Source organism: Plantibacter lichenum (assembly GCF_050587525.1).
Classification (GTDB): Bacteria; Actinomycetota; Actinomycetes; order Actinomycetales; family Microbacteriaceae; genus Plantibacter.
The window spans coordinates 106,906-133,694 of record NZ_JBOBFT010000013.1; the positions used below are offsets into that span (position 1 = coordinate 106,906).

Sequence of the window (26,789 nt, forward strand, 5' to 3'; positions counted from 1 at the left end):
ATAGGGTGTTGCCATGAGCACGATCGATCCCGTGGCCGTCCGGTTGGCCCGTCGCAACCGTCGCCCGGGCAACGCGCGCGTCGTCATCGCACTCGTCCTCCAGTTCGCCGGCGGCCTCGGCATGGGCTACGGGTGGCTGAGCCTCTTCGGAGCGACGATGTTCGAGGGCGAGGACACCTTCGAGCCGGCCGCCTCATCGCTCGTCGGAGTGATCGGCGGCCTCCCGGTCGCGATCATCGGCTCGATCCTCTGGATGGGGATCATCATGAAGCGGCCGGAACTCGGCATCTTCTTCGGGTGGAGCGCGTTCTGGCTGGGCGGCGGCATCGGCGTGGCGCTCGCGGCGCGCGGCGTCGGGCAGCCGTACCTCCTCACGGTCATCGCCATCGCCTGCATCGCCCTCGCCGTCCTCTTCCTCGGCTTCGGCGTCTGGGCGAGCCGTCGTCGTTCCACAGCGAAACGCCGCGAGGCCGACATCATGCGCACGGGCGTCCCGACGACGGCCACCGTGAGCGACAGGGGCTACACGGTCTTCCACGAGAGCAACCGCATCCTCACGAACGTGACCTTCACTTTCACCGATCCGCAGGGCGTTCAGCGCTGGGTGCAGCGGCCCGTGCTGATCCGTGCCGAGGATCCCGTCGTCAACGGGCAGGAGACCCGCATCTGGTACGACCGGACGAACCCAGGAGACGACAAGCGGATCGTCGTGGAGCTCGCCGTGCAGTCGCCCTGGCGCTGAACCGGCCCGAATCCCCCTTGTCCCCGGCGCAGCGGCGGAGGTACCCTGCCGGGCATGGACACGTTGCAGTTCACCGTCGACATCAACGCCCCCGCCGACCGCGTCTGGTCGACCATGCTCGATCAGGAGACCTACCGCGAATGGACGGGCGCCTTCCACGAGGGCTCCCGCTACACGGGCGGCTGGAACCTCGGCGACGAGATCCGATTCGTCGGTGCGGAGGACGAAGGACCGGAGAGCGGCATGCTCGGGAAGATCGTCGCGAACCGGCCGAACGAATTCGTGTCGATCGAGTACACGGGCCAGATCGAGGACGGCGTCGACGACACGACGAGCGAATTCGCCGAGAAGCTCATCGGCTGCCACGAGAACTACTCCTTCCGCGAGCACGACGGCATCACGACCGTGACCGTCGAAGTGGACTCGATCGACGAGTTCACCGAGATGTTCCAGGAGATGTGGCCGCCTGCGCTCGCGGCCCTGAAGGCGATCGCCGAGCGCTGAGCAGGCCGCTCGCCTCGGGTGGGGCTACCATCACGGAGCGTGATCATCGTGAACGCGTCGACGCGGTAGCCGATGGCCGCCGCATCGTCCTACCGTCGTCGGGTGACTCTCCTCCGCCGCCTGCCGATCGACGGCTTCGTCCTGTCGATCCTCGCAACCGTCGTCATCGCCTCCTTCCTCCCGGCGCGCGGGATCGCCGTCCCCGTCACCGACTGGACGACGACGATCCTCATCGGCGCGCTGTTCTTCCTCTACGGCGCACGCCTCTCCTTCGCCGACACGATGCACGGCCTCCGCTCCTGGCGCCTGCAGGCGTCGGTCGTCTCGGTCACGTATCTCGTGTTCCCGCTCATCGGCCTCGTGCTGCTGTTCACGCTGCAGAACGTCCTCCCCGCTGCGCTCCTCGGTGGCCTCGTGTTCGTGTGCCTCCTGCCGTCGACCGTGCAATCGTCGATCGCGTTCACCTCGATCGCCGGCGGCAACGTGCCTGGGGCCGTGGTCGCCGCATCCCTATCGAACACCCTCGGCGTCATCGTGACGCCCGTGCTCGCCGTCCTCGTCCTCGGAACCGGCCACGGCCTCGCCCTCAACGGGTCCTCGATCGTGTCGATCGCCCTGCAACTCCTCGCTCCGTACGTGGCCGGGCAGATCGCGCACCGGTGGCTCGCCGGCTGGATGTCACGCCGGAAGGTCGTCCTCAAGCTCGTCGAACGCGGCTCGATCCTCGTCGTCGTCTACGCCGCGTTCAGTGAGGCGATGCGCGACGACGTCTGGAACGCCCTCCCACCCGCATCGATCGTCCTCACCGGCGTGTTGTGCATCGTGGTCCTCGCGGCCGTCCTCGGGATCTCGGTGCTGCTGGGCAAGCTCATCCGGCTGGAGCGGGCGGACCGCATCGTGCTGCTGTTCTGCGGATCGAAGAAGAGTCTCGCAGCCGGTCTGCCGATGGCGGGTGTCCTGTTCAGCGCCGCCGGGCTCGGCATGGCGATCGTCCCGTTGATGCTGTTCCACCAGATCCAGCTCATCGTCTGCGCGGTGCTCGCGGGTCGGATGGCGAAGCGGACGGCCGCGCTGGAGGGCGAGGAGGTCGACTCCGATGCGGCGGACGCCACCTCAGCCGTTGGCACTCCACGCCCGTGAGCCATGGCCGATGCGGTCACGATTCTCGAGGATGAGTCTCGACAGCGCCGCCGTGGCCTGCGAGGCGGGTCCCGGTCTCGTGACGAGCACGAACTCCGTTCGGCCGGGTGACGGCAGATCGGTGCGTTCGACGAGCCCTGACGGCAGGAGCGATCGGGCGTGGACGATGTTCCCGAGGCCGGCGAGGGCTGCGGCTCGGAGCCCGAGGAGGTTGTCGGTCACGCAGGTGATCCGGTAGCCGAGGGACGCCGCGTCGAGGGCTGCGAGTGCCGCCTGCCTCGTGAGGCTCGGCAGCGGGTAGGTGACGATGTTGACGGGTGCGCTCGTGTCCGGTGCGCGCTCCGGTGCGTGCTCCGGTGCGCGCGGTCCCGTCGCCGCCGCCGACTGCTGCTGCGCCTGCGCCTGCTCCTGCTCGTCGTCCGGGCGCCCCGCCCACACGAGCTCGTCGTCGAAGACGAGGGTTCCGTGCTGCTCCCCCGGCCTCCGCTTGATGAAGACGAGGTCGAGGTGGTTCGTGCGCACCTGTTCAAGGAGGGTCTCGCTGAGACCGACCCGGAGTTCGAGGTCGACACGCGGATGTGCCCTGCGGAACTCCAGCAGCAGGTGCGGGAGGTCCTCCGCGACGAGGTCCTCGGACGCTCCGAAGCGGACGCTTCCGGTCACCTGCGTCGTGTCCGGACTCTCGAAGTAGCCCTCGGCTGCGGCGAGCGCGTCGAGGATCGTGCGCGCGAACCCGACGAGCGCTTGGCCGTCAGGGGTCAGCTCGACGCGGTGCGGGTCCCGGTCGAACAGTCGCTTTCCGATCTGTCCTTCCAGGCGCATGATGTGTCCGCTCACGGTCGACTGCCGGAGGCCCAGTTCCCGAGCCGCGCTGCTGAAGCCGTCCGTGCGTGCGACCACGAGGAAGGTCTCCAGCAGTTCGGGGTCGATCACGGTGCGCCTCGTTTCGTCTTCCGACAGCGTACGGTGTGCGCCCCGTGTGCGCCCTTCAGCCTCACTTCCTCGCCGCCGAGGTGAGGCTTCCGGTCGTTTTCGCGCCCCCAGGGCAACCGGAAGCCTCACCTCGGCGGGTGTGCGCGTGCTGAGCACCGCGACCGTCGACCGCGCTGCTGCGTGTCGGCCGGGCGCTAGAACTGCTTCTTCTGCTGCTCCAGGATGCTGTTCAGTTCCTTCACCGAGGTGTCCTTGAAGATGCCCTCGAAGCCGTCCTCGGCCTGGATGGCCTTCTTGACCTCATCCGACTGGTAGATCTCGACGATCTTCGTGAGCGCGGCGTTGTCTGCGTCCTTCGCCCGGACGGCGAAGATGTTGATGTACTGGCCGAGGTCGTCGCGATCCGCATCCTCTTCGTAGATCTTCTGCTCAACCGTGAGACCGGCGGCCTGGGCGAAGTTCGAGTCGACGAACGCGATGTCGACGCTGTCGAGCGAGGCGGCGGTCTGCGTCGGGTCGATCGGGGTGATCGTGCCGATGCGGGACTTCGTGTAGTCGACGTCGTCGAGCGTCGCGTTCCACCCCGGGTCGCCCTTGAGCGTGACGAGCCCGGCCGCCTCGAGGGCGAGCAGCGGACGCACCTGGTTCGCGGGGTTGTTGCTGAGCGTCACTTCCGCGCCCTGCGGGATGTCCGCGACGGACGTCCATTTCTTCGAGTAGAAGCCGATCGGGTAGATCTCGCTCGCACCGATCGGCACGAGGTCCTCGCGCTGCGATGCGTCGTATTGCGCGAGGTAGCGCACGTGCTGGAACTTGTTGATGTCGATGTCACCGTTGGTGAGCGCCGGGTTCGGCGTCGTGTAGTCGCTGAACGAGACGATCTCCAGGTTGATGCCGTCCTCCTTCGCGCGCTTGACGACGATGTCCCAGAAGCTCTTGCCCGCGTCCACCACACCGAGCTTCACGGTCACGGGCTTGCCGGCGGCAGCCGCATCGTCGCTCGTGCCCTTGAACAGGTTCGGGATGATGAGGACCGCCGCGACGATGACGACGACGACCGCGACGGCGATCCCGATGACGAGTCCTCGTCTGCCCGTGCGGGCCTTCTCTGGCAGGACGGGTGCTGGGGAGTCGTTCGACATGGTTCCTCTTTCGAGTCTGGGCTCGATCGGCGATCGGCGGGTGAGTGCCCCATGGTGGCGGCCGGGCATGCGCCGGACGAATCGTGTGAAGCCGAGTGACACCGGGTTACGAAATGTTCCCGAGCGCCCGGAAACCGGTCCTTCCTGCCGCCTATCGTCGGGAGTCGACTCCGACCGGAGCGAGCAGGACGAGAGGCGGACCATGGCATCGATCATCGAATTCCAAGGAGTGTCGAAGACATTCCCCTCCGGGAATACGACGATCACGGCGGTGGACGACGTCGACCTGGCCATCGAGGCCGGCGAGATCTTCGGGATCATCGGCTACTCCGGAGCCGGCAAGAGCACCCTCGTGCGGCTCATCAACGGACTGGAACGCGCGACGAGCGGCACCATCCGCGTCGGCGACGTGGAGATCACCGCGCTCAGCGAACGACAGCTTCCACCCGTTCGTGGCACCATCGGCATGATCTTCCAGCAGTTCAACCTGTTGCGGTCACGCACGATCGCCGGCAACGTCGAGTTCCCGCTCCGGGTGGCCGGCTGGCCGAAAGCGAAACGGAAGGCGCGCGTCGCCCAGTTGCTCGACTTCGTCGGACTCCTCGACCGAGCGCACGACTACCCGGAGCAGCTCTCCGGTGGCCAGAAGCAGCGGGTCGGCATCGCGCGGGCCCTCGCCGTCTCCCCCAGCGTGCTCCTTGCCGATGAGGCCACGAGCGCCCTCGACCCGGAGACGACGCAGGACGTCCTCCGCCTCCTCACGAAGACGAATCGCGAGCTCGGCGTCACGATCGTCGTGATCACGCATGAGATGGACGTCATCCGTGAGATCGCCGACCGCGTCGCAGTGCTCGACGAGGGCCGCGTCGTCGAGCTCGGCTCGACCTACGACGTGTTCGCCGAGTCGAAGACGGCGACCGCCAGGCGATTCCTGCAGACCGTCGTCCGAACCCGTCCGAGCGAGGAGGACCTCGCCCGCATCCGCCGCAACCACCCGGGCAGGGTCGTCATCGTCGACGTCGACGACATCGCGACCCTGAGCGAGCAGCTGGCCCACCTGAAGGAGATCGGCGTGGGGGTGACCCTCGCCTTCGGCGGCATCGACTCGTTGCAGGACCGTGAGTTCGGAAGCCTGACCCTCTCGCTCACGGGCGACACGGCAGCCGTCGACCGCGGAGTGGCCGCGCTCAGATCGGTCACGAGCGTCGAGGAGGTCGCCGCGTGAACACCGGTTGGGACATCCTGCTCCCCAAACTCCTGGCGAACCTCTGGATCACCCTCTACATGGTGTCCGTCACGCTGCTCGTCAGCGGGATTCTCGGCATGCTGCTGGGGCTCGCGCTGTATACGAGCCGCCCGAACGGCCTTCTCCAGAACCGGTTCGTGTTCGCCGGCCTCAACCTGTTCGTGAACATCGTCCGGCCGATCCCGTTCATCATCCTCATCTCCGCCCTCCTCCCCGTCACCCGAGCGGTCGTCGGAACCCACATCGGGACGAACGCGGCGATCTTCGTCATGATCGTCGCAGCCACGTTCTACATCGGGCGCATCGTGGAGCAGAACCTCGTGAGCATCGATCCCGGCGTCATCGAAGCCGTTCGGGCCGCCGGAGCCCGCCCGCTCCGGATCATCCTCACGGTCCTCATCCCCGAGGCGCTCGGCCCGCTCGTGCTCGGCTACACCTTCGTCGTCATCGGCATCGTCGACATGTCGGCCCTCGCCGGGGTCATCGGCGGGCGCGGCCTCGGCGACTTCGCCCTCGTCAACGGGTACAACGTGTTCCGGTGGGATGTCACTCTCGTGGCGACCGCCGTGATCGTCATCATCGTGCAGCTCGTGCAGTTCATCGGCAACCGCGTGTCCCGCCGCGTCCTCCGCTACTAGATCAGGAGCACCACACCATGACCATCCCCACCACCACCAGGCTCGCCGCTGAAGGCTCTGAGACAAGTGGCCCAGCTGCACACGGCTTCGACGACGTCGCAGCGCTCTTCCGGCCGATCTTCGCCGACATCGCCGAGACGGCCGTCCGACGCGAGACGGACCGGGACCTCCCCTTCGACGCCGTTCATGCGCTCAAGGCGGCGGGATTCGGCGCCCTGCGCATCCCGACGGAGTTCGGCGGGTTCGGGCTGAGCCTCGAGGAACTCTTCGTGCTGCTCATCGAACTGGGGGCCGCGGACTCCAATCTTCCGCAGCTCCTCCGCGGACACGTGGCGTTCGTCGAGACGCAACTCGCCCTCCCGAAGACGGAGCGTCGAGACCGCTGGTTCCGTCGCATCGCCGACCGGGACATCCTCTTCGGCAACGCGCAAGCCGAACTCGGCGAAGCCACGAATCCGTCGACCGCGATCACCGAACGGGACGGACGGCTCCTCCTCAACGGCCGGAAGTTCTATTCCACGGGCACCCTCTACGCGGACTGGATCTGGTCCATGGCGCACCACGAGGGCGAGCTCGTCGCCCTCGCCGTGTCCGCGACGGCGGCCGGAGTCTCCCGCATCGACGACTGGGACGGATTCGGGCAACGGCTGACGGGGAGCGGGACGACGGTCTTCGAGGACGTCGAGATCGATCCGGCGGAGATCCTGCCGTCGAGCGTGAACGACGCCGTCCGTCCGCACGCCTACATCGCGGGCCTGTACCAGCTCATCCTGCTCGCGGCGCTGGCGGGGATCGGACGAGCGGCCGAGCGGGAGGCGATCGACTTCGTCCGCCCCCGCACACGGACCTTCGGCGTCCCCGGGCTCTCCTCGCCCAGGGAGGATCCGCTCGTGCAGCGCGTCGTCGGGAAGGTGTCGAGTCTGCGGTTCGCGGTCGATGCCACGGTCCTCGCCGCCGTGCGCGGCCTTGAGCGCACGGACACGCACCGCCGCAGGGACGAGACGGACGAGGCCGCGTACCAGGCGTCCCTCATCGGCGTCTACGAAGCGCAGCAGGTCGTCATCGACCTCGTGCTCTCCGCGACGAGCGACCTGTTCGAGGTCGGCGGGGCGTCCGCCGTGACGACGGGACGACAGCTCGATCGGCTCTGGCGGAACGCGCGCACGATCTCGTCGCACAATCCGGCCATCCTGCGCGAGCGCGCCATCGGCGACTACCACCTGAACGGGACGCCGCCGATCACCCGGCTGCACGCGCCCGCACAGGCGCAGTCCGTCGAGGAGACGGCGCAGCCCACCGAGGAGACGGCGCGGCCCACCGACGAGTCGGCGCAGCCCGCCGACTAACCGAACCGCAGGGGCTCCACGGGAACGTCGAGGTTCCGGCCGCCGCGGTACCGTGCGGCCGTGTGCGTCTCCGGCAGCCTGCTGCGACCGGCGCCGAAGAGCCGTTCGCGCAGCGTCTCGCCGGGGACGTACCCGTCACGGATGCGACCACGACGGCGCAGCTCCGGAACCACGAGCTCGACGAAGTCGCGCACGGTGTCGTACGAGTGGTACTGGCGCAGGTTGATGCCGTCGATGCCGTCCTCGTCGAGCCAGCGTTCGATCTCGTCGGCGACGACCTTCGGCGTGCCGGCGACGAAGAATCGCTCCGAACGTCCGTCGCGGATCTTCACGAGCGCCTCACCGACCGTGGTGCCCTCCGCGAAGCCGCGGAAGAACGGGTGCCCGACGGCCCCCTCGGCCTCGGCGACCTGCGACATGAGCGTGTCCTTCGGGTAGGACGGGATGTCCCACGGGACGCCGGCGTGGGCGAGCATCCCCTCGACACTCGTGCGTTCCCGGTAGAGGCGCAGCTTGTCGGCCGCCTCCTCCTCGGTTCGCCCGACGACGACTCCGGCCTGGATGACGAACCGCACGTCGTCCCGCCCACGTCCGTGACGCTCCGCGGCATCGCGCATCCCCTCGGCGTTCGCCCGGAAATCGGCGGCCGTCTTGCCGCCCGTGAACACGATCTCCGCGTGGCGGCCGGCGAACTCGATGCCTTCAGGCGACCCCGTGGCCTGGTAGATGACGGGGGTCCGCTGCGGCGACGGCTCGCTCAGGTGCGGACCGGCGACGCGGAAGTGCTCACCGATGTGGTCGATAGCGCGCACCTTCGCAGGGTCCGTGTACACGCCGTTCACGGCATCGCGGATCACCGCGTCGTCGTCCCACGAGCCCTCCCACAGCTTGTACACCACGTCGAGGAACTCGTCGGCCAGCTCGTAGCGTCGTTCCTTCGGCATCTCGCCCTCGAGCCCGAAGTTGCGGGCGGCGTTGGGCAGATAGGACGTGACGACGTTCCAGCCGACGCGCCCCTTCGTGAGGTGGTCGAGCGTGCTCATGCGGCGCGCGAACGCGAACGGCGGTTCGTACGTCGTCGAGAAGGTGACGCCGAAGCCGAGGCCCTTCGTGACGGCCGCCATCGCTGGGATGACGAGGAGCGGATCGTTGCTCGGGATCTGCAGGCCCTCACGGATGGCCGTGTCGGCGTTGCCCCGGAAGGTGTCGTAGGCACCGACGACGTCGGCGAGGAAGATGCCGTCGACGCCGCCGTCTTCGAGGATCTGGGCGAGCTGGGTCCAGTACTCGATGTCGTTGAACCGTTGCCGGTTGTTCTCCGGCAGCGTCCACAGCCCGTGGGTGATGTGGCTCACCGTGTTCATCTCGAATAGATTCACGATGAGCTGCTTCGGTTCGCTGTGTGTTGGCTTCGTCACCGTGCGCTGTCCTCCAGGGTTCGTCGACGCGGACCCTCCGATTCTAGGTGCGACGGCAGCCCCGGAATCGTCACGAGCGACTGCACGGGCACCCGCTGTGACAGCATGGGGGCGTGAAGATCATCGTGGGAGTCACCGGTGGCATCGCCGCCTACAAGTCCGTCACCATCGTCCGCCAACTGGTCACGGCGGGCCACGACGTCACGGTCATCCCGACCGAGTCCGCCCTGCGCTTCGTCGGGACGCCCACGTGGGAGGCCGCGAGCCGAAACGCCGTGACGACCTCGGTGCACGATGACGTCGCCCGCGTCAGGCACGTGGCACTCGGTCAGGAGGCGGAGCTGATCATCATCGCCCCGACGACCGCGAACTTCATCGCGAAGTTCGCCGCGGGACTCGCCGATGACCTCCTCGGTACAACGCTCCTCGCCACGAAGGCGCCCGTGGTCCTCGCCCCCGCGATGCACACGGAGATGTGGCTGCATCCCTCCACCGTCGACAATGTCGCGACCCTGCGTCGCCGCGGCGTGCACGTCGTCGGACCGGAGAGCGGTGCGCTGACGGGCGGCGACGAAGGGCCCGGCCGGATGACGGAGCCCGCCGACATCGTCGCGTTCGGGCTGGGGCTCCTCGACACCGGTACCTCCCCTCAGGACGGCACAGCACCGCAGGACCTCGCGGGCCTCCGCGTCGTCGTGAGCGCCGGAGGCACACGCGAACCGATCGACCCCGTCCGCTTCCTCGGCAACCGTTCGAGCGGTCGGCAGGGTGTCGCCGTCGCCGCCGCGGCCGCCGCCCGCGGTGCACACGTCACCCTCGTCGCCGCGAACGTGTCCGCCGACGTCCTCGCTGCGCTCCCCTCGTCGACGCCCGTGCACGTCCGGTCGGTCGGCACGGCTGCAGAACTCGCTGCGGAGGTGAACACGCTCGAGGACGAGGCCGATGTCATCGTGATGGCCGCCGCCGTCGCCGATTACCGTCCGGTCACCGTCTCGGACGGCAAGCTGACGAAGGACGTCGTTGGCGATCGGCTGACGATCGAGCTCGTGGCGAACCCGGACATCCTCGCGGGGCTCGTCGCCGCGCGGCGCGTCGGCCAAACGATCGTCGGGTTCGCGGCGGAGACGAGTTCGAGCCACGAGGAACTCCTCGAACGGGGCCGACGGAAGCGGGCACGCAAAGGCGTGGACCTCCTCGCCCTCAACGCGGTCGGCTGGGACGCGGGCTTCGAGACGCTCGACAACACGCTCGTCATCATCGGCTCGGACGACGCCGTCATCGCCGAATCGTCCGGCAGCAAACGCGTCGTCGCAGACGCCCTGTGGGACGCGGTCCTGACGACTCGTCTCTGACGGCTTCGCGAGCTGGGCGCAGCGCAGCTCAGCGCAGCTCAGCTCAGCTCAGCTCACGCGTACAGGTCCCGGTAGGCGGGCACGCTGCCTGCCGGGGTCTCGACCGACTCGGCCGCGAGGACGGCGTGCACGATCGCGCGTGCGACGACGTCGGCTCCCGCGGTCAGGATGCGGTTCACCTGATCGTTCCTCCGATGCGACTCGAGGAGCGCCGGGTCGGACTCCGGCCAGCCGCCGCGCGCCGTCGACAGCGCGAAGACGAGGTCGCCGTCGCCGAGCGTGTGGACCGGCCGGACCGCGCGGGCGATGCCGTCGTGGCTCGTCCCCGCGAGCTTCCAGAGCTGTGCGCGATCGAGCGGTGCGTCCGTCGCGACGATCGCGAGCGTCGTGTTGAGCGGACGCAGCGCCGGCCGCGCACGGGCCGCGGCCTCGAGGCGATCTCGCGCCCGGCGGACCGCGGACGGATCGGGGGCCGTGAAGCCGAACTCGCCGCTGCCGTCGGGGAGGAGGAGCTCTCGGCCGATGGCGAGGGGCACGCCCGTCCGCGGATCGAGCGTCGAGCCGTCGGCGTTGACCGCGACGAGCGCCGCGACGGTGACTCCGCCCGGCAGGACGACGCTCGCGGAGCCGATGCCGCCCCGCATCTCCCCGGTGATCGCACCCGTTCCGGCGCCGACGGAGCCTTGGCGCACCCGATCGCCCGACGACGCGGCGAGGGCCGCCCGAGCCGCTTCGGCTCCGAGCGCCGCGTCGGGTCTCGCCGTGAAGTCGCCGCCGCGTCCGAGGTCGAACAGGGTCGCCGCAGGCACGATCGGCACGACCCGTCCCGGGCCGGCGCCGACGCGGAATCCCCGGTCGTGCGATTCGAGCTCACGCATCACTCCGCCCGCTGCATCGAGCCCGTAGGCGGATCCACCGCCGAGGTACACGGCCTGGATGGCGTCGACGACGCCCGTCACGTGCAGCGCATCGGTCTCGCGGGTCGCCGCGCCTCCGCCGCGCACGTCGACGGCCGCTCGCAGGTCGACGTCGGCGAGCACGACCGTGGATCCGCTCAGCCAGCCGTCCCCGACCCGTGATGCGTGCCCGACGCGCAGCCCTGCAACGTCCGACAGGTCGTTATTCGGGCCTGGGCGTCCGCCGCCCTCTCCGCCGAGACGCCAATCGAACGCGGTCCCCGTGTGATGCGCGGTGCTTCGATCGGTGCGATCGGTACTTCGATCGGTGCCTCCATCGCTCGAGCGGTCAGCCTGCTGTGCCTCGGACGTCATGCTGCAACGCTACGGGCATCGTCCTGCCCGTGTCGTCCCGGCCGTCGTATTTCGACCCGCGGGGTCCACGGACGCGCACCGGCGCCACGCGGCACACGAGCCACGCGCTCAGGACGACCGAGGCGATGGCCGCGAGCTGCGTCGCGAGGAGCAGGAGGGCGGGCTCCGCATCTCCGCGCACGACCGCGGCCACGACGAGCAGCCCGGCAGCGACGACGGCGAGCACGATGACGAGTCCGATCGCGAGCACGGTGAACGCGGACGGCGGGCGCCATCGCACGTCTGTCCGGCGCGGCGGCACGACGAGGTGCACGAATCCGACGGCCGCGAGCACGATCATGACCCCGCCGATGACGTCGCTCAGCCGGTGCCAGCCGAAGCCGAGCAGTTGGAAGGCGACCACGCTCACGATGATCGACGCGATGACCGCCGTCGCCGTCCGCACGCGCGGCGGCACGACGATCACGAGGACGAAGAGCACCGAGGCGAACGCGACGGCGTGCCCGGACGGGAAGGTGTTCCGCGCGTCCAAGGCGGCCAGGTCCGGCCGGACGAGGAGCTCGTGCTTGAGCGCCTGGGCGGCGACGTTGGCGATGCCGATCGCGAGGAACGCTCTGAGGACATTACGGAGATCCCGCTGCACGAGCGCGATGAGGAGCACCCCGACGAGGGCGATCGCGAGGTCCGGCACCGTGACGAGGTCGAGGAGCCCGCGCCACTGCGACGCATAGGTCGACGACTCGAGCGCACGGTTCTCGACACGCTGGCCGCGGCCGGTGAGGACGCCCATCCAGTAGACGCCGGCGAAGACCGCCGCCGCGAGCAGGGTGGTGAAGCCCGCGGAGACGAGCAGTCTCGAACGCATCCGTGTCACCATCATCCCGACGATAGTAGCGGCCGCTCAGGAACACCTGTGCGCGGCCTGAACGGAACGGTCCCGGAGCGGGTCGCCGTCCAGACCGCGCACGGGCGGACCGGATGATCGGTTACCCGAGCGCCTTCTCGATGAGCGGGACGACGTGCTCGATCGCGTAGCTCGCGGCCAGTGTGGTGCCGAGCGAGTACGCCGATGAGACGTCTCCGTCGATGACGACCGAGCGGCCGTCCGCGACCGCCGGGATCGCCTTCCAGAGGGCGTCGTCGGTGATCTCCTTCGTGTCGATGAAGATCGGGAACGCGACGATGAGGTCGGCGTCGAGCTGGTCGAGCTGCTCCGCGGAGATGTCGACGGAGAAGCCGGACGCGTTGGGCTTGAGCGCCGCGACCTTCGGGCTCTGGACGAAGCCGAGGCGCTCGAGGAACGTCACGCGTTCGCTGCCCTCGATGTACGCGCCCCACCCTTCACTCGTCCGGGTCGCCGCTGCGACGGTCTTGCCCTTCCAATCCGGGTGGGCGGCGGCCGCCGCCTCGTACTGCTTGTCGACGGCGGCGAGGAGTTCCTTGCCCTTGTCCGCCTGACCGAGCGCGGTCGAGATCATCGTCATCTGCTCGTCCATGCTCGTGAGGTAGCTGTCGCCGTCCTTCGGTACGCCGATGGTGGGAGCGATGGAGGAGAGGCGCTCGTACCGCGCTTCGTCGCCCGAACTCTTGACGTCGAGGATCAGGTCGGGCTTGAGCGCAGCGATGGCCTCGTAGGAGGGCTTCAAGGTGTCGATGAGCTTGGGCGATTCCGTGTACAGGCCCTTCGCCCACGGTCCGACGCCGTCGCCGCCGAACGCGAGCCAGTCCGATGCGCCGACGGGCTGGCCGCCGAGGGCGAGCACGGTCTCCGCGTCGCCCCAGCCGAGGGCGACGATCCGCTTGGGCGCCGACTTCACGGTCACCTCGCCGAACTTCGTGTCGACCGTTGCCGGGAACGAACCGCTCACGGAGGCGCCTGAGCTGCTGGCGGGATCCGAGGTCTGGCCGCCGGAGCAGGCGGTGAGGGCGAGCATGGCGACGGCCGCTGCGGCCAATCCGATGCGGGAGAATTTCATGGACGTCCTTCGGTTGGGGTGAGGATAGCCTAACCTGATATCCGACTGTGCGGGCTGGTGGGCACGGCTCGATCGCCCCCTACTGATCGGAGCGGTGTGGACCACCGACGAACGAAACCAGCCACGAGATCCGCCGACGGAGGGCTCGGCGCTCAGCATCGGGGCCGTGTCCTCGATGGCGTCCCTCTCCCCCACCATCGCCGCCCGCGAGGCGTCGTAGATGACTCATCCGACCCGGGTTCCAGGCGCCATACGTCACACCTCGCGAGCTGGAAATGGTCAGGTCAGGCCCGAGCGGCAGCAGCGAGCGCACGGAGCGCAGCGAGGGCCCGCGCACGCCAAGGCTCGTCCGTGATGAGGCCCGCTGCATCGATCACGGATCGGTCGACGGGCGCGGCGACGCACGCCTCCGGGACCAGGCGCACGCCGGTGTACTCGAGGACGATCCGCATTCCGTCGTAGGTGGCGATCGCCCCGGCCGGATTGGTCGACGGGTTGATCCAGCCGGTCGGCTTGTCCGTGGTCTCCACGCCGCCGATCGTCCATTCGAGGAGGTTCTTGAGCGCTCCTGGCATCATGCCGCCGTATTCCGGGGTGCTGAACGGCATCGCGTCGCTCGCTGCGATCGCAGCGCGCAGCGCCACGACGGACGCCGGCAGCGGGTCGCGGTCGAGGTCCGGGTTGAAATGCGGCAGCTCGCCGATTCCTTCGAACACGACCGCCGTCACTCCCGGAGGAGCGATGCGTTCCACGGTCTCGAGGACCGCCTGATTCACCGACCCCTGTCGAACACTCCCGCTGACGAGCAGCACTCGAATCTCGCGCTGCTCGTCTCCTGCGTCTCCTGCGTCTCCTGCGTCTCCCATCCTCCGACCCTAGCCCCGCTTCACGGAAGCTCCGAGGAGCGGGACGGCGGGCGGGCCGGGCCTAGTGAGTCACGGGGGCGGGAGCGCCGGGCTGCTGGGCGGGTGCCTTGATAAAGAAGGCGGCGACGATCGCGAGCATCGAGATGGCGGCGCCCCACGTGAACGCGGAGTGGATGCCACCCGCGACGGCAGCCGTCTGGGTCGCCCCGGTCGCCACGAGCGTCGCCGTCTGTGAGGTCATGATCGTGATGAACAGCGCCGTGCCGGCCGCACCGGCCAACTGCTGGATCGTGCCGACGATCGCGCTGCCGTGCGAGTAGAGATCCGAACGGACCGAACCGAGGCCGGCAGTGAACAGCGGCGTGAACGTCAGTCCGAGACCGATGCTCAGGAAGATGTGGACCCCGAGGACGGCGATGAACGGCGTCGTCTCGGTGAGCGTCGTCATCGTCCAGAACGCGGCACTGATGATCACCGCACCCGGAACGAGGAGGACCCGAGGACCACGACGGTCGTAGATCCGACCCACGAACGGAGCGAGCAGCCCCATGAGCAGACCGCCGGGGAGCAGCATGAGGCCGGTGGCGAGGGGGTCGAAGCCGAGGACGGTCTGCACGTAGATCGGCAGCAGAATGAGCGTTCCGAAGAGCGTCATCATACTGAGCGCGAGCATCGCGACGGAGATGCTGAACGTCCGCGAGAGGAAGGTGCGGAGGTCGAGCAGCGCACGGTCGAACTTCTGCAGTCCGAGCTGTCGGAGGATGAAGACGACGAGAGCGACGGCACCGACGGACAGCGCGACGATCGGCGCCGCGAGGCCGGTGTGGGCCGACTCGCCGAGGCTGCTGAGGCCGTAGACGAGGCCGCCGAACGCGAACGCAGACAGGACGACCGAGAGGACGTCGATCGGGATCTTCCGCGGAGTCGTCACGTTCTGGATGCGGAACGCGCCGAGCACGAGCGCGCCGATCGCGATGGGCAGCACGAGCCAGAACATCCAGCGCCATTCGAGGACGCTCAGGATGAGACCGGAGATCGTCGGGCCGATGGCGGGCGCCACGGACATGACGATCGACACGTTCCCCATGACCTTGCCGCGCGAGGCGATCGGCACGAGGGTGAGGATCGTGGTCATGAGCAACGGCATCATGATCGCCGTTCCGCCGGCCTGCACGACGCGACCGACCAGGAGCACGCCGAACCCGGGAGCCGCGGCGGAGATGAGCGTCCCGGCACTGAAGAGACCCATGGCGGTCAGGAAGACGGGCCGCGTGTTGAAGCGCTGCAGGAGGAAGCCGGAGATCGGGATGACGACGGCCATCGTCAGGAGGAACGCCGTCGTCAGCCATTGCGCGGCACTCGCCGTGATCGACAGGTCGTGCATGAGACGGGGCAGCGCGACACCCATGATCGTCTCGTTGAGGATGACGACGAAGGTCGAGGTCAGCAGCAGAGCGATGACGAGATTGTTGCGTGACGAGTGATCGGGCGTTGCGCCCGCTCCGCCCGCCGCAGCCGCACCGCCACCGTCGTCAGTCCGGGTGGTGGGTGCGGCGGTGCGTTCTGCCATGCGTGTTCCTGTCGTTCGGGGGAACTCAACCCTACTACAACGGAACGACAACGTTCCATTACCGACAGATGAACGTCCAAAGAAGGTCAATCCCCTCCTTTTCTGGTGCGGTGGTTATGCTTGCCGCATGAGCAACGACATCGCGGATCACCCGGTCGGGACCAGGTCCCGCACCCGGAGCGCCATCCTCGAGGCCGCCGCGCGCTCGCTCGCCCACGACTGGGCCGCCACGATGCCGGAGATCGCCGAGGCGGCTGGCGTCGGCCGGACGACGCTCCACCGTTACTTCCCCGACCGCGAAACCCTCATCCACGCGACCACGTCCGACTCCCTCGAGATCGTCCAGGCATCGATCGATGACGCAGGCCTCGAGGACGGACCACCGATCGATGCCATGCGACGAGCCGTCGCCGCGATGGTCGCCGTCGGCGATCGCCTCCTCTACCTCTTCGGCGACCCGCGCGTCCTCGCGAGCTACAGCGAGACCGGCGTGTGGATGCCGACCGAGGAGGACCCCCTGCTCCGCCTCATCGAGCGCGGTCAGGCCGATGGCGCCTTCGACACCGAAGTGAGCGCCTGCTGGATCCAGCACTCGCTCTGGGCGCTCGTCGGGCGCGGCTGCGCCGACGCGGCCGAGGGGCTCGTCCCACGGCACGGCGTGGCAGCGCTCGTGATCCGCACCTTCGAGAACGGCATCCGCTGCCGGTAGTGCACCGACTCAGAAGTCGAAGTCGAACCCGGAGACGTCCCCACTGAAGTCGAGGGTGTCGTCGCCATGGTCCGCACTGCCGCGATCCGCGCCGCCGTCGTCCGTCCCGCCGTCGTCCGTCCCGCCGTCGCCGGCATCGCTCTGACCCGTGACATCGCTCGCGGGCAACGACACGATGACGTAGCCGGCGAGGATCACGAAGATCGAGGTGCCGACGATCGCCGCGGCGGGCACGCCGAACCCGTCGCCGAAGAGCCGCTTCAGCACCCCCGGCTCCGTGACTTCCGCCTCGGTCGCGGCTTTCGCGAGTGTCGCGGGCCTCGCATCGACCGGTCGTTCCGCGGGCGTTTCGGCGTGAGCGCTGAACCGATCGAAGAGGATTGCGAGCTGATCAGGCGTCAGTTGCTCGAACGCTTCCACGTGGGCACGCTCGATCGTCCCGGAGGGCGCGGTTCGCAGGAAGCGTTCGTACCGCTCAACAGCGATCTCGTCGGCGGATCGGGCGGGCTCTGGGGCCGGCGTCAGGTCGCGGCCGAGCAGGCGATCGAGGAATCCCATGGGTTGCTCCAGTCCGAATGATGGTCGAGAAGGGTCGAGTGGCGAGACAGTCCACAGCATTCGTCACCAGTCCGACTGGTGACGATCATGACATGCGACTCGTCACCCGTCAAGCCGGTTACGCTCCTTGTCTACCGCATCATAACCACTTAGACTGGTGACATGGAACACGCCTTCCCCTGCGGCAACCTCTCCCTCGACTTCGTCGGCACCCTGCGCGCGCGGCGCAATCCCGAGCCGACCGAGATGCTCGGCTCCCCCGCGAGCCTCGACGCATGGTTCCGTGAATCCGGCATCGCCGACGCCGGCGCACCGAGCGGTGCGGCGGACCTCGATGCGGCGCTCGCCCTCAGAGAGGCGATCTACACCCTCGTCCGAGCGAGCCTCACCGGCGAGGCGCTCGACACCGAATCGCTCGACATCGTGAACGACTCGGCCGCCGAGCCGTCGGCGATCCCCCGGCTCGCACCGGACGGGCCCCGAACCACGCCGGACGGGCTCCGGTCCACCGCAACGGCCACTCCGACGCAGGCGCTGTCCTCGGTCGCCCGCGATGCGATCGAGGTGCTCATCCACCCGACCGCGGACCTCCTCAAGGAGTGCGGGCGCCCGGAGTGCACGCAGGTCTACCTGGACCACTCGCGAGGAGGCCGCCGCGAGTGGTGCGCGATGGAGACCTGCGGCAACAAGATGAAGGCCGCCGCCTACCGCGCTCGCAAACGGACCGCCGGCGCGCCGACGGCCGCGACCGGACCCAGCTAGTCCCGCTCCCCGACGGTCGACGCGCGCTTCACCAGCCGCGCTTCGAGCACGGCAGGAGCACCCACATCGCGCCCTTCGATCTCGGCGATGAGCGTCCGGGCCCCGGCACGACCGAGCGCTTCGCCCGAGAGGTCGACGCTCGTGAGCGGCGGGTCGCTGATCGTCGAGTACGGCAGGTTGTCGAAGCCGGTCACGGCGATGTCGTCAGGCACGCGCAACCCGAGTTCGGCGGCGGCGCGCAGCACACCGTAGGCGTGGGTGTCGGTCGCGCAGACGATCGCCGTCACCCCGGCCGCACGCCAGGACGGCCAGGCACGCCGGAATGCGGCGGCGGCAGCATCGAGGTCGATGAGGCTCGCTGCAGCATCGTCCTCGTGCACGGTCATGCCGAGGCGGCCGGCTTCACGGGTGACCCACTGGTCACGGAGGATGAACGTCTCCGTCTCCGTCCGGCCGGCGAGGTACCCGAGGTGGCGATGGCCGCGTTCGTGCAGGTGTTCGACGAGTTCTCTGACGCCGGCCTCGAGATCGAAGTTGACCGCGGGCGTCGGCCCTTCGCGTCCCGGAGCATCGAGCAGGACGAGTGCAGAGCGCAGCTGCATCTCGCGGAGGAACGCCTCACTCGGAGCATCGACGAGGAGGCCGGCCGGCCGGAGAGCCGCGAGCTGACTGAGGCCGGCGGCCGTCGGCACGTTCCCCTCACCCGTCACGGAGACGAGCAGCTGGTACGCGGTGCCGAGCTCGGCGCGGATCCCGGAGATCACACTGCCGAAGAAGGGGTTCGACGCATCGGGGGTCACGAGGAGGACGATGTTGCTCGTCCCGGTCGCGAGCGCCTGCGCGGCGTGATCGGCGACGTAGTTGAGCTCGGCGATCGCCTCCCGCACACGTTCGACGTTCGGCTGGGACACGCGCCCCTCGTGCTTGCCATTGGCGACGAGCGACACGGTCGCGACCGACGTCCCCGCTCGCTCGGCGACCATCGCGGCGGTGACACGTTTGCCGGCCGGTGGTCGTGTCGCGTTCTCAGGCATCTCACGATCGTATCGAGCACTCGTGGTCTCCCTTCGCAGCCACGCGTGCGCACCGGGTTTGCGAGGCCGACGAACGAAGGTGCTCGGATGAGCATCGGAGAATCCGCACGGATGGTCACCGAACGTCAAACGCTTGACGTATAGTTTTCCGAGTGCGCGTAAAGCGCTTGACGTAGGCGGATCAGATCCCTGCTGATGCTCGGTTCGACCACCCCAACGATGTGGAGATGCATGACCAAGAAGATCATTCTCGACTGCGACCCAGGACACGACGACGCCATCGCCATCCTGCTCGCCCACGGGAATCCCGAGATCGAACTGCTCGCCGTGACCACGGTCGTCGGCAACCAGACCCTCCCGAAGGTGACGCGGAACGCGCTCGCCGTCGCACGGATCGCCGGCATCACCGGAGTCCCGTTCGCAGCCGGCGCGACCCGCCCGCTCGTACGCGACCTCGAGAACGCCCCCGACATCCACGGCGACTCCGGTATGGACGGCCCCGTCCTCCCCGAGCCGACGCTCGAGCTCGACCCGCGCCACGCGGTCGACCTCATCATCGACCTCGTCATGTCCCACGAGCCGGGGACGATCACGCTCGTCCCGACCGGCGGACTGACGAACATCGCACTCGCCGCCCGCAAGGAGCCGCGCATCGTCGAACGGGTCAAGGAAGTCGTCCTCATGGGCGGCGGCTACCACGTCGGCAACTGGTCCGCCGTGGCCGAGTTCAACATCAAGATCGACCCGGAAGCCGCGCACATCGTGTTCAACGAGTCGTGGCCCGTCGTGATGGTCGGCCTCGACCTCACGCACCAGGCGCTCGCGACCCCCGATGTCGTCGAGCAGGTCGCCGCCGTCGGCACCGCCCCCGCACAGTTCGTCGTCGAGCTCCTCGAGTTCTTCGGAACGACGTACAAGGAGGCCCAGGGCTTCGATTCGCCGCCCGTGCACGACCCGTGCGCCGTCGCGTACGTCATCGACCCGACGATCGTGGAGACCGTCAAGGTCCCGATCGACATCGAACTCACCGGCACCCTCACGCTCGGCATGACGGTCGCGGACTTCCGAGCTCCGGCCCCCGCCGACTGCACCACCTCCGCCGCGGTCAAGCTCGACCGTGAGCGGTTCTGGGGCCTCGTCGTCGACGCGCTCCGCAACATCGGGGAGGTCGCACTGTGAGCGAGCTCGCGAACAAGCCGGCCGTGCGCATCGGCGCCCTCATGACCGCGCTGCTCGCAGCGTGCGTCGCCTTCCAGCTGAACGCGAGCATGCTGAGCCCCGCGCTCGTGAGCATGGCCCGCGAACTCGGCACGGACGATGCGACGATCGGTCTCTCGCAGACCATGTTCTTCACCACCGCGGCACTCTTCTCGGTCTTCCTGCCGCGCCTCAGCGACATCGCGGGCCGCAAGAAGATCCTCACGTGGATGCTCGTCGTGATGCTCGTCGGCACCGTCGTCGCGGCTCTCGCCGTGAACGTCGAGATGCTCTTCGTCGGCCGCATCATCCAGGGCGTGTCCGGCCCGGTCGTCCCGATCGCGCTGCTCATGCTGCGTGCCGAGATCACCGACCCGAAGCGCTACGGCGCGATGATGGGCCTCATCACCGCGGTCAACGGCGGCATCGCCGGCATCGACGCCCTCGCGGGCGGCTGGCTCGTCACGAACCACGGCTTCCGTTCCGTGTTCTGGACGATGGCCGTCGTCGCAGCGATCGCGATCGTCTTCGTGATCCTGTGGGCCGCCGACTCGCGTCCGTCGAAGGGCACGAAGATGGACTGGTGGGGCGTCCTCCCCCTCGTCGTCTCGATCGCGGCACTGCTCACGGCCTTCAACGAGGCCGGCAAGCTCGCCGCGGCGAACTGGCTCCTCGTCGGTGGCGGCGTCGTCCTCGCGCTCGTCGCGTTCGGCATCTTCTGGACCGTCGAGAACCGGGTCGCCGAACCGCTCGTCGCCACGAAGTACCTGCGTCAGCGCAGCACCTGGGCGCTCCTCCTCACGACGCTCCTGACGATGACGGGCATCTTCGCCGTCGTCAACGGCCTCGTGACGTCGATCGCCCAGAACGCCGATGCCGGATTCGGTATGGAGGCCGACCTCGCGTCGCTCGCCTTCCTGACGCCGTACGCCCTCGTCGGCTGGCTCGTCGGACCGTTCGCGGGTCGCCTCGCACCGACGTTCGGCTACCTCAACGTGCTCCGCGTCGGCCTCATCGGCAGCATCGTCTCGACCGTCATCATGGCGTTCGTCGGCGTGCACTCGCTTCCGACGCTCATCGCCGCGACCGTCCTCATCGGCATCACGTACGCCGGCATCGGCAACATCATGCTGAACGGCCTGGGCATCGTGCTGTCGCCGAAGGACAACCCCGGCTTCCTGCCCGGCCTCAACGCCGGCGCGTTCAACCTGGGCGCCGGCCTCAGCTTCGTGGTCCTCCCCGCGCTGCAGGTCCTCGGTTCGCCGGCGGGCAGCAGTTCGACGTCCGGCTACACCAATGCCATGCTCTTGGGTGCGGGGATCACCGTGGTCGCTCTCGCGATCTCGTTCCTCATCCCGAAGCCGGTGAACGCCGAGGTCGGTTCCGCGCCGTCCGTCGACGCGGTCGCGAGCAAGTAACAGCAGCAGCACAGCACCACAGCACCACAGCACCACCAGCACCAGTTCGAACGCCGAGCCGGCATCGTGTCCGCACGATGTCGGCTCGGCCACAGGAGAGGCCCGTCATGCAGAGTTCCCGGATCGTCGTCGTCGGATCGTTGAACGCCGACCTCGTCGTGCACACCGCCCGCTTCCCGCAGCCGGGCGAGACCCTGCAGGGCTCGGAACTGACGATCGTCCCCGGCGGCAAGGGTGCGAACCAGGCCGTCGCGGCAGGTCGCCTCGGCGGCTCGGTCACGATGGTCGGCGCAGTCGGAGACGACCCGCACGGCCGACTGCTCCTCGACTCGCTGAGCGACGCAGGAGTGGACACCGGCAACATCGATCGCCTGGACGGCGTCGCCACCGGCACCGCCGTCATCACGGTCGACGACGCTGGCGAGAACACGATCATCGTCTCCCCCGGCGCGAACGGCACACTCGACGTGAACGGCGAGGGTTCCACCGTCCTCGAGCGCGTCACCGCGGTCCTCGACGGCGCGGGCGTCCTCTGCCTGTGCCTCGAGATCCCGATGGACACGGTGCTCGCTTCGGCCAGACACGGCCGCGATGCGGGCGCGCTCGTCCTCTTCAACCTCTCGCCGTACGGCGAGGTCCCGGACGAACTCCTCGAACTCGCCGACGTACTCCTCGTCAACGAGCATGAAGCGCGCGATCTCGCAGGCACCGAGTCCGGCGAGGGCGATGGCGACCGTGACGGACAGGGCGATGGCGCAGCCGCATCCGCGTCCGCGTGGGAGGCGACCGCAGCGTCCCTCCGCAGCCGCGGCATCGACCGTGCCGTCATCACGACGGGCGCGGAGGGCAGCGTCATCATCGATGGCGACGCACCGATCGCGACCGTGCCCTCCCCCAGGATCACCGCGGTCGACACGACGGGATGCGGCGACGCCTTCATGGGCTCGCTCGCCGTCCGACTCGCGGCCGGCGATTCGCTCGTCGAAGCCGCCCGCTACGCGTCGACCGTCGGCAGTTACGCCGCGACCGGTGCCGGCGCCCAGGCCTCGTACCCGACTCCAGAGCAGCTCGAAGCCTTCCTCGCGCAGTACTAGCACCGCTACCCCGCAGGACCGCCCTTCAGCTCGATGCTGATCTGATCCGCATCGAGGTTGGCGAGCGCCGTCGTGAGCGCGGGAGCACTGAAGGCGCCGTCGTCGCGGGCGTCGAGGAGAGCGTTCCGTTTCGCGTTGATCTTCGCGAGCGCGAGCCGTTTCGCCTCTGAGCTGAACGGATCCCAGACGACGGGTTCGTCAGACGCCGCGTCGAGCGGCTCAGCGTCGTCGAACGGCCGGTCCACGGGGATCGCCCGCTCGGCGTCCGAACCCGCTTCCGGTGCGACGACGACCGTCGCCGCAGCGTCATCGAGCATCTGCATCATGCGCGTCCGCTCCTCGACGTCGAGCGGGTCGGCCGTCGCGGGCTTCACCCAGCGGACGACGCGCGCGAGCGTTCCGCCCTGGATGAGGAGCGACGATCCTGCGACGAGGAACGCGATGAGGATGAGCAGCGAGCGATGCGGCGCATCGTGCGGAATCGTCTGCGCGGCGGCCAACGTCACCGCTCCCCGCATCCCGGCCCACACGACGACCGTCCCCTCGCGCCAGCCGAGCGGCGCCGCGAGGAAGTAGTCGATGTCCGCGAGCGCGCGACGCATCCGTGTCAGTCCCCGCTCGATGCGGCGGGGTGACGGCGGGGTGCGGCGACCCTGGAACCGCTCGTCGTAGCGCTCGGGGTCGCCGATCGTCTCCTGGAACGTCTCGAGGCGCGGTTTCATCAGCTCGCCGCGTCGTGCACGGCGACGGAGCCCCGCGATGAGCGGTGTCACGTAGGCGGCGCGCACGAGGATCGTGATGACGAGCGCTGCGAGCGCGATCCCCGCAGCGACGAGGAGCCCGTTCGCTTCATCGTTCTGGACCTCGGCCACGATCCCCGCGAGCTCGAGTCCCATGATGAGGAAGATCGCGCCCTCGAGGACCATCTCGGCGGCACGCCAGTTCTGCGCCTCCGCCACCCGATGCTGCGGCGGGAGCAATCGCGGTGCTCGGCGCCCGGTCACGAGTCCGGCGACGACCGCCGCGACGAGACCGGAGGCCCCGAGGAGTTCGGCGGGGATCGATGCGAGGAACGGCACGGTGAAGGAGATGACGGTGTTGACGGTCGAGTCGGAGATCTTCGACCGCACCCACAGGTTGAGGTACCCGATGGCGATGCCGATGGCGGTCGCCACGACGACCGCGAACACGAAGTTGCCGAGGACGCCCCACACCGAGATCGATGCGGCGGTGCCGGCGATGGCCGCCCGGAGCAGCACGAGAGCTGTCGCGTCGTTCAGGAGGCTCTCGCCTTCGAGGACCGCGACGATTCGGCCGGACACCCCCGACCGTTTGACGATCGACGTCGCCACGGCATCGGTCGGGCTGACGACGGCGCCGAGGGCGATGCCCCACCAGATGCCGAGATCGGGGATCACGAGCGAGAAGAAGAAGCCGAGGACGATGGACGACAGCACGACGAGGACGACCGACAGACCGCCGATGGCCGTGAATTCCCGCCGGAAGTCCATCGCCGGCATCGACACGGACGCCGAGTAGAGCAGCGGTGGCAGGATCCCCGCGAGGATCCACTCCGGCTCGATGTCGACCACGGGGATGAACGGGAGGAAGCTCACGATGATGCCGACGATGACGAGCAGCAGCGGTGTCGCGACGCCCACGCGCGGACCGATGACGGCGGCTCCGGCGATCGTGATGAGCCCCAGCACGATGACGAACAGTGGTTCCACGGCCGCCCCCTCTCCCTGTGATGTTCCAGCCTACTGATCGGCTGAGCAGGGAGAGGGCGACCCGTCACTCGTACCGGAGCGACTCCACCGGGTTCTGCCTGGCCGCCCTCGCAGCCGGCAGCGTCCCGGCCGCGAACGCGAGCAGCATCACCACGCCGATGATCGTCAGGATCGAGGCCGGCGTGAACGCGATGAGCTGGAGCCCCGGCAAGTCCGCGAACAGCCGCGTGGACAGGACGTTCCCGACGACCGAGCCGATGAGCATCCCGAGGCCCGTCCCGATCGCACTCCCGAGGAAGCCGATGAAGAGCGCTTCGTAGCTGAAGAGGCCGAAGACCTTTCCGCTCGACATGCCCATGGCCTTCATGAGGCCGATCTCGCGAGTCCGTTCCTGCACCGACATGAAGAGCGTGTTGATGATGCCGAAGCTCGCGGCGAGGAGGGCGATCACGGCGAAGGCGTTGAGGACGGTCACGATGGCGTCGATCACGGTCTTGAAGGTGCCGAGCTGTTGCGCGACGGTCGTCGAGGTGAAGCCTGCATCGGTCAGTCGGTCCTGGAGCGCGGTCACCTGGGAGGCCGACATGGACGGGTCGAAGCGTACAGAGGCCTGCGCGTAGCTCTCGCTCTCCGCTTGCGTCAGACCTGTCGACTGCGCCGCGTAGAGCGCGTCCATGAGTGCGTCGTTGGGAACCGCGTTCGTTCCCGCGGCCCCCACGCCCTGTTCCGCGACGCCGATCACGGTCGCATCGACGAGGTGGGTCGCTTTGCTCGCGTCGGTCACCTGGATCGACACGGTCTGCCCGATGGCTTTCGCATCGCTCCCGAGTCCGAGCGAGGTCACGGCGTTCGCGGGGATCGCCACCTGCAGGTCGCTCGAGGCGTCCGGCTGCGAACCGCTCGCGAGCTGCAGCTTCTGTCCCTGGACGAACGCGCCGATGCCGATGACGTATTTCCCTCCGTCGTCGTGCTGGATGAAGTCGGCCTTCACGGACTTCGTCGGCTGCACGCTGTCGACCCCGGTGACCGCGGCGAGCGCATCGAGATCGGTCGGGGTGATGAGGGCGACCGTCCTCTGGCCGCCGGGTCCGGCGCCTCCGCTCGTGACGGTGTCCGGGTCGTACTCGCGGGGCCCGTCGGTGGTCGTCGTCGTCGTGTCGGCCGTCTTCGTGACGGTGAGGACGTCGGTCGCCCCGATCGCTCCGACGGTCTGGTCGATGTACTGGTTGATGCCGGTGCCGAGGCCCTGGGTGATCGTCAGGGTGAACGCGCCGACGAAGATCGCGAGGATCGTCAGGATCGTTCTGGTTCTGCTCCGGAAGGTGTTCGCCACAGCCCTTCCGAGGACGTCGAGCGTCTTCATGCCGCACGCTCCAGGGTGTCGACGACGAGCCCGTCCCTGACGTACACCCGTCGATCGCATCGCGCGGCGAGGTCTTCGTCGTGCGTGACGATCACGAGGGTGATGCCCTGGTCGCGGTTCAACTCGAAGAGGATGTCCTCGACGACCGCCCCCGTGGCGGTGTCGAGGTTGCCGGTGGGTTCGTCGGCGAAGATGATGCGCGGCTGGTTGACGAGCGCCCGTGCGATGACGGCACGCTGCTTCTGTCCGCCGGAGAGGTCGGTCGCCTTGTTCTTCGCCTTGTCGGCGAGTTCGAGCTGCGCGAGCGCGTCGAGCCCGATGCGGCGTCGCTCCCGTCGACCGACGCCCGCGATCGTGAGTGGCAGGATGACGTTGTCGAGCACGGATGCGTTCGGCGTGAGGAAGAACTGCTGGAAGACGAACCCGAAGGTCTTGTTCCGGAGCCGATTGAGCTCCTGGCCTCGGAGGGTCGCGGTGTCGGACCCGCGCAGGGACACCATCCCTTCGCTCGGGGTGTCGAGGAGCGCGAGCACGTGCATGAGCGTCGACTTCCCGGATCCGCTCTTGCCGACGATCGCGACGCTCTCCCCCTCCTGCACGTCGATCGAGACGCCTTTCAGCGCGTCGAACCGGGTCTGCCCGCGACCGTACGTCTTGTGGACGTTCCGCGCGGAGATGATGGGTGCTGCCATGGGTGGCTCCATTCGTTCCGATTCAGCTCCTTCAGCCTCCTCGGATCGGCTCCGTCCCGCGTCTGCCCGTCGTGGCATCTTCGTCTAC

25 protein-coding genes are annotated in these 26,789 nt (G+C 68.6%); 12 read left to right on the forward strand and 13 right to left on the reverse strand.

What is annotated here, in order from left to right; all coding sequences use genetic code 11:
- Positions 1 to 13: 13 nt before the first annotated feature.
- From ACQ3HB_RS16840 to ACQ3HB_RS16850, 3 genes are all read left to right on the forward strand, one after another.
- Positions 14 to 742, forward strand: coding sequence for a hypothetical protein (locus tag ACQ3HB_RS16840; protein ID WP_430921549.1), 729 nt, complete (start codon positions 14 to 16; stop codon positions 740 to 742).
- A gap of 54 nt (positions 743 to 796) precedes the next feature.
- A complete protein-coding gene (locus ACQ3HB_RS16845; RefSeq protein ID WP_430921551.1) occupies positions 797 to 1,246 on the forward strand; it encodes an SRPBCC family protein in 450 nt (149 codons plus the stop codon).
- A 102-nt stretch (positions 1,247 to 1,348) separates the two neighbouring features.
- Positions 1,349 to 2,386, forward strand: coding sequence for a bile acid:sodium symporter family protein (locus ACQ3HB_RS16850; RefSeq protein WP_430921553.1), 1,038 nt, complete (start codon positions 1,349 to 1,351; stop codon positions 2,384 to 2,386).
- On the opposite strand, the gene ACQ3HB_RS16855 is transcribed toward ACQ3HB_RS16850, so the two are convergent.
- The gene (locus ACQ3HB_RS16855) at positions 2,360 to 3,319 is read right to left on the reverse strand and encodes a LysR family transcriptional regulator (protein WP_430921554.1); all 960 of its coding nucleotides are present in this window, start codon (positions 3,317 to 3,319) and stop codon (positions 2,360 to 2,362) included. The two genes, ACQ3HB_RS16850 and ACQ3HB_RS16855, sit on opposite strands and share 27 nt — an antisense overlap.
- 194 nt (positions 3,320 to 3,513) lie before the next feature.
- Positions 3,514 to 4,461, reverse strand: coding sequence for a MetQ/NlpA family ABC transporter substrate-binding protein (locus tag ACQ3HB_RS16860; RefSeq protein WP_430921555.1), 948 nt, complete (start codon positions 4,459 to 4,461; stop codon positions 3,514 to 3,516).
- Positions 4,462 to 4,663: 202 nt separating this feature from the next.
- Here ACQ3HB_RS16860 and ACQ3HB_RS16865 point away from each other — a divergent pair, with 202 nt between their 5' ends.
- Genes ACQ3HB_RS16865 through ACQ3HB_RS16875 form a run of 3 tightly spaced genes read left to right on the forward strand, consistent with a single transcriptional unit; the run spans position 4,664 to position 7,691 of the window.
- Entirely contained in the window at positions 4,664 to 5,686 is a 1,023-nt protein-coding gene (locus tag ACQ3HB_RS16865; RefSeq protein ID WP_430921557.1) for a methionine ABC transporter ATP-binding protein, read from the forward strand.
- A 59-nt stretch (positions 5,687 to 5,745) separates the two neighbouring features.
- Complete coding sequence (locus ACQ3HB_RS16870) at positions 5,746 to 6,345, forward strand: methionine ABC transporter permease (RefSeq protein ID WP_430921600.1); 600 nt, start codon at positions 5,746 to 5,748, stop codon at positions 6,343 to 6,345.
- A gap of 17 nt (positions 6,346 to 6,362) precedes the next feature.
- Positions 6,363 to 7,691, forward strand: coding sequence for an acyl-CoA dehydrogenase family protein (locus tag ACQ3HB_RS16875; RefSeq protein ID WP_430921559.1), 1,329 nt, complete (start codon positions 6,363 to 6,365; stop codon positions 7,689 to 7,691).
- Here the strand turns inward: ACQ3HB_RS16875 and ACQ3HB_RS16880 are convergent.
- Positions 7,688 to 9,055, reverse strand: a complete 1,368-nt coding sequence (locus ACQ3HB_RS16880) for an LLM class flavin-dependent oxidoreductase (protein ID WP_430921601.1) — start codon at positions 9,053 to 9,055, stop codon at positions 7,688 to 7,690. The two genes, ACQ3HB_RS16875 and ACQ3HB_RS16880, sit on opposite strands and share 4 nt — an antisense overlap.
- 167 nt (positions 9,056 to 9,222) lie before the next feature.
- Here ACQ3HB_RS16880 and coaBC point away from each other — a divergent pair, with 167 nt between their 5' ends.
- On the forward strand, positions 9,223 to 10,461 hold the full coding sequence (gene coaBC / locus ACQ3HB_RS16885) for a bifunctional phosphopantothenoylcysteine decarboxylase/phosphopantothenate--cysteine ligase CoaBC (RefSeq protein ID WP_430921561.1): 1,239 nt from the start codon (positions 9,223 to 9,225) through the stop codon (positions 10,459 to 10,461).
- 53 nt (positions 10,462 to 10,514) lie between these two features.
- Here the strand turns inward: coaBC and ACQ3HB_RS16890 are convergent, their stop codons facing one another.
- The 5 genes from ACQ3HB_RS16890 to ACQ3HB_RS16910 form a co-directional block, all read right to left on the reverse strand.
- A complete protein-coding gene (locus tag ACQ3HB_RS16890; RefSeq protein ID WP_430921563.1) occupies positions 10,515 to 11,732 on the reverse strand; it encodes a P1 family peptidase in 1,218 nt (405 codons plus the stop codon).
- Positions 11,707 to 12,597, reverse strand: a complete 891-nt coding sequence (locus ACQ3HB_RS16895; RefSeq protein WP_430921565.1) for a phosphatase PAP2 family protein — start codon at positions 12,595 to 12,597, stop codon at positions 11,707 to 11,709. Before ACQ3HB_RS16895 ends, ACQ3HB_RS16890 begins: the two co-directional genes overlap by 26 nt.
- Positions 12,598 to 12,718: 121 nt before the next feature.
- Positions 12,719 to 13,708: an iron-siderophore ABC transporter substrate-binding protein gene (locus ACQ3HB_RS16900; protein WP_430921567.1), complete on the reverse strand. Its 990-nt coding sequence runs from the start codon at positions 13,706 to 13,708 to the stop codon at positions 12,719 to 12,721.
- Positions 13,709 to 13,992: 284 nt separating this feature from the next.
- The gene (locus tag ACQ3HB_RS16905) at positions 13,993 to 14,574 is read right to left on the reverse strand and encodes an NADPH-dependent FMN reductase (protein WP_430921569.1); all 582 of its coding nucleotides are present in this window, start codon (positions 14,572 to 14,574) and stop codon (positions 13,993 to 13,995) included.
- A 61-nt stretch (positions 14,575 to 14,635) separates the two neighbouring features.
- Complete coding sequence (locus ACQ3HB_RS16910; RefSeq protein WP_430921571.1) at positions 14,636 to 16,144, reverse strand: MDR family MFS transporter; 1,509 nt, start codon at positions 16,142 to 16,144, stop codon at positions 14,636 to 14,638.
- A 127-nt stretch (positions 16,145 to 16,271) separates the two neighbouring features.
- Here ACQ3HB_RS16910 and ACQ3HB_RS16915 point away from each other — a divergent pair, with 127 nt between their 5' ends.
- Positions 16,272 to 16,853: a TetR/AcrR family transcriptional regulator gene (locus ACQ3HB_RS16915; RefSeq protein ID WP_430921572.1), complete on the forward strand. Its 582-nt coding sequence runs from the start codon at positions 16,272 to 16,274 to the stop codon at positions 16,851 to 16,853.
- A 9-nt stretch (positions 16,854 to 16,862) separates the two neighbouring features.
- On the opposite strand, the gene ACQ3HB_RS16920 is transcribed toward ACQ3HB_RS16915, so the two are convergent.
- The gene (locus tag ACQ3HB_RS16920; protein ID WP_430921573.1) at positions 16,863 to 17,411 is read right to left on the reverse strand and encodes a hypothetical protein; all 549 of its coding nucleotides are present in this window, start codon (positions 17,409 to 17,411) and stop codon (positions 16,863 to 16,865) included.
- Between the two features lie 162 nt (positions 17,412 to 17,573).
- Here ACQ3HB_RS16920 and ACQ3HB_RS16925 point away from each other — a divergent pair, with 162 nt between their 5' ends.
- Entirely contained in the window at positions 17,574 to 18,173 is a 600-nt protein-coding gene (locus ACQ3HB_RS16925) for a CGNR zinc finger domain-containing protein (RefSeq protein ID WP_430921575.1), read from the forward strand.
- Here ACQ3HB_RS16925 and ACQ3HB_RS16930 read toward each other — a convergent pair.
- Positions 18,170 to 19,207, reverse strand: coding sequence for a LacI family DNA-binding transcriptional regulator (locus ACQ3HB_RS16930; protein ID WP_430921576.1), 1,038 nt, complete (start codon positions 19,205 to 19,207; stop codon positions 18,170 to 18,172). The two genes, ACQ3HB_RS16925 and ACQ3HB_RS16930, sit on opposite strands and share 4 nt — an antisense overlap.
- 231 nt (positions 19,208 to 19,438) lie before the next feature.
- Between ACQ3HB_RS16930 and uriH the strand changes: the two genes are divergently transcribed.
- From uriH to ACQ3HB_RS16945, 3 genes are all read left to right on the forward strand, one after another.
- Entirely contained in the window at positions 19,439 to 20,386 is a 948-nt protein-coding gene (gene uriH / locus ACQ3HB_RS16935) for a uridine-preferring nucleoside hydrolase UriH (RefSeq protein ID WP_430921578.1), read from the forward strand.
- Complete coding sequence (gene uriT, locus ACQ3HB_RS16940) at positions 20,383 to 21,822, forward strand: uridine transporter UriT (protein WP_476742052.1); 1,440 nt, start codon at positions 20,383 to 20,385, stop codon at positions 21,820 to 21,822. The genes uriH and uriT overlap by 4 nt, the downstream gene beginning before the upstream one ends.
- Positions 21,823 to 21,929: 107 nt before the next feature.
- Positions 21,930 to 22,916 (forward strand): ribokinase, encoded by a 987-nt coding sequence (locus ACQ3HB_RS16945; RefSeq protein WP_430921579.1) that lies wholly within the window; start codon positions 21,930 to 21,932, stop codon positions 22,914 to 22,916.
- A 5-nt stretch (positions 22,917 to 22,921) separates the two neighbouring features.
- On the opposite strand, the gene ACQ3HB_RS16950 is transcribed toward ACQ3HB_RS16945, so the two are convergent.
- The 3 genes from ACQ3HB_RS16950 to ACQ3HB_RS16960 form a co-directional block, all read right to left on the reverse strand.
- Positions 22,922 to 24,646: a cation:proton antiporter gene (locus ACQ3HB_RS16950; protein WP_430921581.1), complete on the reverse strand. Its 1,725-nt coding sequence runs from the start codon at positions 24,644 to 24,646 to the stop codon at positions 22,922 to 22,924.
- 64 nt (positions 24,647 to 24,710) lie between these two features.
- Positions 24,711 to 26,009 (reverse strand): ABC transporter permease, encoded by a 1,299-nt coding sequence (locus ACQ3HB_RS16955; protein WP_430921583.1) that lies wholly within the window; start codon positions 26,007 to 26,009, stop codon positions 24,711 to 24,713.
- Positions 26,006 to 26,701 carry an ABC transporter ATP-binding protein gene (locus ACQ3HB_RS16960; protein WP_430921584.1) on the reverse strand — a complete coding sequence of 232 codons (696 nt, stop codon included), beginning with the start codon at positions 26,699 to 26,701 and terminating at the stop codon, positions 26,006 to 26,008. The genes ACQ3HB_RS16955 and ACQ3HB_RS16960 overlap by 4 nt, the downstream gene beginning before the upstream one ends.
- Positions 26,702 to 26,789 lie beyond the last annotated feature (88 nt).